The organism is Caballeronia sp. SEWSISQ10-4 2 (assembly GCF_030464885.1).
In the GTDB taxonomy this organism is placed as follows: domain Bacteria; phylum Pseudomonadota; class Gammaproteobacteria; order Burkholderiales; family Burkholderiaceae; genus Caballeronia.
Genome location: NZ_JALPRJ010000167.1, coordinates 1 through 8148, shown reverse-complemented (window position 1 = coordinate 8148; position 8148 = coordinate 1). Strand labels below are relative to the sequence as shown.

General features: G+C 59.3%; 8 protein-coding genes and 1 tRNA gene. 4 read left to right on the top strand and 5 right to left on the bottom strand.

Annotated features, from left to right (window positions below; translation table 11 throughout):
• Positions 1-1454: 1454 nt before the first annotated feature.
• From hfq to M0D69_RS42895, 4 genes are all read right to left on the bottom strand, one after another.
• Positions 1455-1775, bottom strand: a complete 321-nt coding sequence (gene hfq / locus M0D69_RS42910; protein WP_301787855.1) for an RNA chaperone Hfq — start codon at positions 1773-1775, stop codon at positions 1455-1457.
• A gap of 325 nt (positions 1776-2100) precedes the next feature.
• Positions 2101-2829, bottom strand: a complete 729-nt coding sequence (locus M0D69_RS42905; RefSeq protein WP_301787854.1) for a hypothetical protein — start codon at positions 2827-2829, stop codon at positions 2101-2103.
• 367 nt (positions 2830-3196) lie between these two features.
• A tRNA-Pro gene (locus M0D69_RS42900) sits at positions 3197-3273 on the bottom strand.
• A gap of 32 nt (positions 3274-3305) precedes the next feature.
• Positions 3306-4298 (bottom strand): polyprenyl synthetase family protein, encoded by a 993-nt coding sequence (locus tag M0D69_RS42895; RefSeq protein WP_047845273.1) that lies wholly within the window; start codon positions 4296-4298, stop codon positions 3306-3308.
• A gap of 279 nt (positions 4299-4577) precedes the next feature.
• Between M0D69_RS42895 and rplU the strand changes: the two genes are divergently transcribed.
• The 4 genes from rplU to proB all read left to right on the top strand — a co-directional run bounded on the left by rplU (position 4578) and on the right by proB (position 7784).
• A complete protein-coding gene (gene rplU / locus M0D69_RS42890; RefSeq protein WP_031360733.1) occupies positions 4578-4892 on the top strand; it encodes a 50S ribosomal protein L21 in 315 nt (104 codons plus the stop codon).
• A gap of 43 nt (positions 4893-4935) precedes the next feature.
• Positions 4936-5196, top strand: coding sequence for a 50S ribosomal protein L27 (gene rpmA / locus M0D69_RS42885; protein ID WP_031360734.1), 261 nt, complete (start codon positions 4936-4938; stop codon positions 5194-5196).
• Positions 5197-5492: 296 nt separating this feature from the next.
• Positions 5493-6617, top strand: a complete 1125-nt coding sequence (cgtA, locus tag M0D69_RS42880; protein WP_301787853.1) for an Obg family GTPase CgtA — start codon at positions 5493-5495, stop codon at positions 6615-6617.
• Positions 6618-6665: 48 nt separating this feature from the next.
• The gene (gene proB / locus M0D69_RS42875) at positions 6666-7784 is read left to right on the top strand and encodes a glutamate 5-kinase (RefSeq protein ID WP_122176657.1); all 1119 of its coding nucleotides are present in this window, start codon (positions 6666-6668) and stop codon (positions 7782-7784) included.
• 53 nt (positions 7785-7837) lie between these two features.
• Here the strand turns inward: proB and M0D69_RS42870 are convergent, their stop codons facing one another.
• Positions 7838-8044: a hypothetical protein gene (locus tag M0D69_RS42870; RefSeq protein WP_301787852.1), complete on the bottom strand. Its 207-nt coding sequence runs from the start codon at positions 8042-8044 to the stop codon at positions 7838-7840.
• Between the last annotated feature and the right edge of the window lie 104 nt (positions 8045-8148).

Below are 8148 nucleotides of genomic sequence, written 5' to 3'. Positions count from 1 at the left end.
CCATGCGCTTATTGCGCGATGACGGTAATGCCGACATTTCTGTATAACGACATGCATTAAACGACGCCGTCCAATTTCGGATTTTGCATATTCCACAGCGAATTGGCGCGCCTCGGCTTCGGTCGCAAAGCAACCGAGCGCACCGGTGGCTTGTCCGTCACCGTTTTCGTCCGTGATAATGGCCGTCGACCTAAAGCCAGACGGGTCCTGTGTGACTATCGGGACAATCACGTTCCCTATGTAGTCAACGGATGACGAATGATACATAGACGAATCCTCTCTGTTGCCAAGTAGCAAAGCCGAAACATTAGTCCGACGTTCCGCTGACGTCGCAACTTTCGAAGGATTGCTTGGTAACAGCGAGGAGTTTCGGCACTGACCTACTTCTTTAGATTATTCCGAAACGAGGCCCGTGGCGGAAATAATTCATGGCGATGGGAGATACGTTTTCGTCCGCGTTTCCCTTATCTTTGTCATACCGATGACACCCTGCGTGTCTGGAATATACCAGCGCGCAAGCTGGAATCGGTGGCCCTGAAAAATAGGTGGCGCGAGGAAGATTTTCGCTGAAGAGGACCTCGCCCGGACAGGCCTTCGCAGTACGCCGGCTGGCATGGCGACCCGCACGGCCGGCTCGTCGCACGCGCCCTTCAGTACTTGCAGCGACGCCCTTTTAATTCAACACGTGCGACCTATAACAGAAGCTGAGGCGTCGGAGTCATCGTCGGCCGGAGTTTCGCCCCTATGACCTAAGGCATTCTCAGGCGAGCCCCTGCGCCGCCCGACAGCATGCGCGCCATTTGTCAGAGGTTACCAAACCCGTATGGGTGCGCGACGCGTCTTTGGAGCACGACCGGCTGGCGTTGGATGCGGTCGGTTCGTGCGAGGACAACGTTCGACTTGTGATTTGCCGAGAAGAGGACTCTGGCAACCGAACTTCACGCAAGGAGTAGGGAAATGACATCAGCTTTCGCTTCAAAGACGACAGTCGTCATCTTGCTTGTGTTCACTGGTATCGCGAACGGGCAGGAGACACAACAAACCGCCCCGCCATCAGCACGGGCGACAATGGAAGAGAACGCCAATGCTTCAGCCCAGTCCAGTACTGACGTGTCGTATGGCGGCGTTCCAGACACGCGCAGCGCAACCGGAAGCAAACGCTCCGATAGCTCGCCTACATGCGCTAATGGGGTTCAATGCGACTCCCCTTCCAAACACTGAGCAGTCGTTGGGTTCGAGCGGATAGGTGACATCCCAGGAGGGCATCGCCGGAACCGAACAGGGCTGATGTGGCCTCGGCGGAAGGCCGAAATTCTTCGTCGGGGCCCCGTCATCGGCCCATGAGTCAATCGAGTTTACTGTCGACGCACTAGCGCGACGTTGCGGCTAGTTTGTTAGCCATCCTCGCGATGGGGTTAACTACTGGTATCGATACGACGCCACGACACCACAACCTATTCGTCATCGGGGCGAATCGAACGGACTTTTCGATGCGATACGCTCGGCGCACGTTCGCCTTCCCCATCTTCACGACCACTTGCGTACCGACTCGTTATCGGAGAGGGTTTGCCGATGTATTCCTGGACTGTAGAAATGGCATGCTTATATATCGTTTGCATACCCGCCGCCGAGTTCAGCATCAGCACATACTTGTCGAATGACTCGATGTATCCCAATAATCTGATTCCGTTCACAAGGAAAACGTTGACCGATACATGCTCTTTTCTAAGCGCGTTTAAAAATTTCTCTTGTATTTGCCGCTCAGTCGTTTCCATTTCGCGCTCCTCCAACGACGTCTTTCACCTTTAACTTGGCCACAAGCATGTGTCGGCCACGCAAACTACGTTTCCATTCGGGATGAATCCAACGACTTAGCTTGGCAGAGGTAACAAACACCCACAAGAGCCGGCCCCGAAGCGCGGGCGAACAGGGTCCGACAACCGGACGATTGGTGCCTGTTCTATGCCGACAGCCCATAGCGCCGCAGCGACGTGATGATGGCCAATAGCGAACGGGTCGCCGCCGTATCGCTCCTCCAGAGTCGCGGCTGGGAAAGGCATAACGAATACCAAGCGCTAGTACAACATCCCATAAATAGGTTTAATAATTATCTGGCTGTAAATAAGGCGCCAGGAGCGTGACGACGACCTGAGCCATCTCATCGAGCGGGCCTGAGCCCGGTAGAGGTTCCCATCGCCCACTATGGCTGCGAAAGGCTGCTCCGTAAAGATTGCGGCCGAGCTCGCTCAGACGAGCCACAACAATGGGATCCTGATCGTCCAGACGTTTGATCAGCAGGTGAGCTCCGTAGGCTTGCGTCACGATCTGATCATGGCCTAGCAGGGCGCGTAGTTGGCGCTGCAGTTCGCTTGCATGATGTTTCGCGGATAAGGTAGGCATGGCAAGTTCCAGTTCAGGATGCGCCAGTTTGCAACGGATGAGGTTCACTGTCGGCGTGCGCACGGTCTTGCCGGTGCTGCGCCGCGCGGCGCGGGCTTTCACCCGGGGACGGGGCGCCGGGTGGGCGCGCACAATCTCGGCTGGGTTGAGCCGCGGCAGGCCCGCATCCTCGAGCAGTGCATTGATTTTGTAGGCGACCACCTCGAAACTGGCATGGCGCGGCGCCTCCTCACGCAGATAGCGCACCAGCAGGTCCGCGAAGCTGACCGTCAGCGCCTTCGAGTAGTCCACGTGCAAGCCGATGGCACGCTGGCCCTCGATGAATTTGATGAGGGTGACCGCTTCCTCTTCTGAGGCGACGGTCGTGTGGAGTTCAGGAAAGCCCTTGTTGCGGATGCGAACCTCGAAGCAGTCGCTGGCGCGGGTCACGCGGGGCCGGTAGCCGTTGGCGCGCAGCGTAGCGACATAGGCTTCGACGGCGGTGCGGGCGGAGTAGGGGAAGACGCGGCCACACGCATCGTGACGGGCAACGGTGATGAGTAGTTCGAACGGTTCGAAACGGTAGTCATGGCAGCTCCTGAGACAGTGGAGCTACGTGTAGTGACCGGCGGGTCCTCGCTGTTTTAGAGGCGCGACCTCGTGGGCCGGCTCGGGCAGTGCGTTGGCGCGCGACGCCGGGTGCGGACGGGGCCGCGACGAAGGCATTTTTGGCGCAGAACTGGCGCAGAGGGTCGCCCAAAACAAAAAACCGCCCAGCAAGCTGGACGGTTTTGGCCTTGATTAACAAGGGAATTCATGGTCGGGGTGAGAGGATTCGAACCTCCGGCCTCTACGTCCCGAACGTAGCGCTCTACCAGGCTAAGCTACACCCCGAATTGTTCACGTCGAATCGGTTCGTTTCCTTTTCAGGACTGTCTCGCCGTCGAGTAAGAACATAATTCTAGCAGGCTCTCTTTAAAAATGGAATCCGGAAACGAAGAAATTGCATTGGCTGCCGCCTGCGCTTCCTGCCGCGCGCATTTCAAGGTGTGATCCAGCGCGCCCGACGTCGTGATGGCTTCGAAGATGGTGTCGAATTTATCGGTGCCGCCTTGCTCGATTGCCTCGCGTGCGAGCGTTGCCTGTTCGGCCGAACCGTGCTCCATCAAATAGATGAGGGGGAGCGTGGGTTTGCCTTCGCGCAGATCGTCGCCGGCATTTTTACCCATCGATTCCGCCGTGCCCGTGTAATCGAGCCAGTCATCCATGATCTGGAACGCTGTGCCGATGCGCCGTCCGAACTCCGCTGCCGCCGCTTCCGTCCGGGCATCCGACCCCGAGAGCACTGCGCCGAGTTGCGCCGCCGCTTCGAAGAGTTTGGCCGTCTTGTAGCGGATCACCTGCATGTAGCGCGCTTCGTCCACGTCCGGGTCGTGCATGTTGAGCAACTGCAGCACTTCGCCTTCGGAGATCACGTTGGTCGCGACCGACAGGATCTCCATCACGCGCATCTTGCCTACGCCGACCATCATTTCGAAGGAGCGCGAGTACAGGAAGTCGCCGACGAGCACACTCGCCGCGTTGCCGAACAGCGCATTCGCGGTTTTACGGCCGCGCCGCAGATCGGATTCGTCGACGACGTCATCGTGCAGTAGCGTGGCCGTGTGAATGAACTCGACGACCGCGGCCAGTTCGTGGCGGTGCCCGGTTTTGTCGCCGAGAGCGCCTGCTACCAAAAGCAGCAACGCGGGACGAAGCCGCTTCCCGCCAGCCCCGATGATGTACTCGGAAATCTGGTTGATCAGCATCACTTCGGATGCCAGGCGCTGCCGGATGACGCGATTGACCTGCTGCATGTCCTCGGCTATGGGCTCGAGCACGTTGGCGGCGTTTGGGGAGGAAGTGGCAGTGGACGACATGATCGGCAATTAGGGTAGTGCCGCGAATTATAAGGCGAATCGGCCGATAGCCGCCTCTAAAGACGCCTCGGACTCACCGTGCCCATTGCCGCAGCAAGGCCGGCGAACGGCGGGCGGCGGCAAAATCAGGATGATGGCGCGTGGGTCTCGCCTCATTCCGGTGCAGCGGCGGCGCTTTTTCGCGATGAACAAGGGTTTTGACGGAGAGCCTAACTCTCTGTATAATCACGCGTTTTCGCGCACGGTGTGCGGAAAAATGAATTCAGAGTGAGGTTCTCAATGTACGCGGTCATAAAAACCGGTGGCAAGCAGTATAAGGTTGCTGTCGGCGAAAAATTGAAAGTAGAACAGATACCGGCAGACATTGACGCTGAAATCACGCTCGACCAGGTTCTCGCAGTAGGCGAAGGTGAATCGATTCAGTTCGGTGCACCGCTGGTCAGTGGGGCTTCCGTCATAGCTACCGTCGTGTCCCAGGGTCGTCATAAGAAGGTTACGATCTTCAAGATGCGTCGCCGGAAGCACTACCAAAAGCACGCTGGCCATCGCCAGAACTATACCGAACTGCGTATCGACGCTATCAACGCCGCGTAAGCGTCGTCGAGTCGATTAAGCTAAACGGTCAAGGAGCTATTAAATGGCACACAAAAAAGCAGGCGGATCATCCCGCAATGGTCGCGACTCTGAATCAAAGCGCCTCGGCGTGAAGGTTTATGGCGGCCAGGCTATCAACGCAGGCGGCATCATTGTTCGCCAGCGCGGCACGCGCATGCACCCGGGCGACAACGTCGGCATGGGCAAGGATCACACCTTGTTCGCGCTGACCGACGGCCACGTCACGTTTTCGACGAAGGGCGCAGCAAAGAAGCATCTGGTCAACGTCGTCCCGGCTGCCTAAGAATTATCCAGGCACGGGCTTCAGGACCGGAAAAGGCCCCGCGAAGTTCGCGGGGCTTTTTTTATTGGCCGGCTTTATTGACGCGGCCGGGCAGTGGCATATATCGAATGGCCTAGTGGCTGGCATCGGCCGGCCGCGGCAGAATAGTGTGTCGACTGGAGTTGGCGCTGTCGACCAGAGTTGGCGCTGTCGACCAGAGTTTGCGCTTTAGCGCTTACTCCGGTCCCATGCGCTTACTCTGGTCCCATGCGCTTACACCAGTCCCACGCAAAGTGAAACACGGGACGGAGCAACTCATGAAGTTCATTGACGAAGCGAGAATTGAAGTCATCGCCGGCGACGGAGGGGATGGCAGCGCGTCGATGCGGCGCGAGAAGTTCGTCCCGTTCGGCGGACCGGACGGCGGCGACGGCGGCCGGGGCGGCAGCGTGTATGCGGTCGCGGATCGCAACATCAACACGCTGATCGACTACCGGTACGCGAAGAAACACCAGGCGCGCAACGGCGAAAACGGCCGCGGCGCGGACTGCTACGGCAAGGGCGGCGAGGACATCATCTTGCGTATGCCGGTCGGCACGATCATCGCGGACACGGAAACGGGCGAGTTGATCGCCGATCTGACCGAGCACAACCAGAGCGTGCTGATCGCGCACGGCGGTGCGGGCGGCCTTGGCAACCTGCACTTCAAGTCGAGCACGAATCGCGCACCGCGCCAGAAGACCGAAGGCAAGCCGGGCGACCGGCGCATGCTGCGCCTCGAGCTGAAAGTGCTCGCCGACGTCGGTCTGCTCGGCATGCCGAACGCGGGCAAGTCCACGTTCATCACGGCGGTGTCGAATGCGCGGCCGAAGATTGCCGATTATCCGTTCACCACGCTCGCGCCAAATCTCGGCGTGGTGCGCGTCGGACCGGAAAAGAGTTTCGTGATCGCGGATATTCCGGGTCTGATTGAAGGTGCGGCGGAGGGCGCAGGTCTTGGTCACCGGTTCCTGCGGCACTTACAGCGCACCGGCGTGCTGTTGCATCTGGTCGACCTCGCTCCCTTTGACGAAGCGGTTGATCCCGTCGTGGAAGCGCGCGCGATTGTCAACGAACTACGCAAGTACGATGAGGCGCTGTACGACAAACCGCGCTGGCTCGTGCTGAACAAGCTCGACATGGTGCCAGACGAAGAGCGTAAATCGCGGGTGGCAGACTTCATCAAGCGTTACGAGTGGGATGGCCCGGTGTTCGAAATCTCGGCGCTGACGGGTCAGGGCTGCGAAAGCCTGACTTATGCCATCTTCGACTACATCTCGAAGAATTCGGATGCGTCGCGCGCGGCAGAAGCGGAAGATCTCGCCGCCGATGTGCGTTTCCGCGACGAACCCGCCGCCGTGGCGCCTCAGCCCGCGCCGGAGATCGACAAAGACGAAGCGTAAGAGTTTGGCCCGTGGTGATCGAGGCAAATCCGAGGAGAAATGCGTCAGATGCGTTCCGTCATAGCCGCTTCGAAGCGACTCGTAGTGAAAGTGGGATCGAGCCTGGTGACAAACGATGGCCGCGGGCTCGACCACGCAGCCATCGCGCGTTGGGCCGCGCAGATTGCAGCGTTGCGCGGGCAGGGCAAGGAGGTCGTGCTGGTCAGCTCCGGCGCGATTGCCGAAGGTATTCATCGGCTGGGCTGGACGAAGCGGCCGCGCGAAATTGACGAACTGCAAGCGGCCGCAGCCGTGGGCCAAATGGGTTTGGCGCAAGTCTACGAAAGCAGTTTCGGCAAGCACGGCATGCGCACCGCGCAGATTCTCCTCACGCACGCCGATCTCGCTGACCGCGAACGCTATCTGAACGCGCGCTCAACGCTGCTCACTTTGCTGCGCCTGGGCTGCGTGCCGATCATCAACGAAAACGACACCGTCATCACCGACGAAATCAAGTTCGGCGACAACGACACGCTGGGCGCGCTGGTAGCGAATCTCATAGAAGGCGATGCGCTGATCATCCTCACCGATCAGCGCGGCCTGTTCACCGCCGATCCACGCCACGATCCCTCTGCGACGCTGGTCGAGCAGGCCGATGCGGGCACGCCGGAACTCGAAGCCATGGCGGGCGGTGCGGGTTCGAGTCTGGGGCGCGGTGGCATGCTGACCAAGATTCTCGCGGCAAAGCGCGCCGCGCATAGCGGCGCGAATACGGTGATTGCGAGCGGGCGGGAGTCAGATGTTCTGACGCGGCTTGCGTCCGGCGAGATGATCGGCACGCAACTGATCGCGCGAACGGCGCGTATCGCGGCTCGCAAGCAATGGATGGCGGATCATTTGCAGGTGCGTGGCCACGTGGTTATCGACAACGGCGCGGTCGAGAAGCTCACCGCAGGCGGTAAGAGCTTGCTGCCGATCGGCGTGATCGATGTTCACGGCGCGTTCGCGCGCGGCGAAGTGATCGCGTGCATGAGTCCGGGTGGGCAGGAAGTGGCGCGCGGCATCACGAATTACAGCAGTTCCGAGGCGCGGCTGATTCAGCGCCGGCCGAGCGGGGAGATCGAAACGGTACTCGGGTACATGCTAGAACCCGAGTTGATTCATCGGGACAATCTGGTGCTGGCGTAAGGAGACCGGTTGATCGAGAACAAAAAAGCCGCCAATTTTGACGGCTTTTTTGTTTATTTCAGGTCATGAGCAAGAATGTTCTGGTCGAATGCACTCGTTTCGGCGCTTCTATCTATCAAATCTTTCCCTTGGGTCCCCGATAGTTGCTCGATAGTCGCCGCGCCCCGTTGCGCGAGCTCGCGCGACACCAGGCGCGCAGCTGTACCCGCTGTACGCTGGCAAGCGTATTCGGACAACAGCCTAGAGTCGAGCAGGGTCACTATAGTCCTCCTCGTAAGTACTTATTACCGAAACCATCCCGTGGATGTATTTGACGTCCTCCTCGCCCTGATGAACGAGGATTCCCGGCGGCTTACGCCGCCTT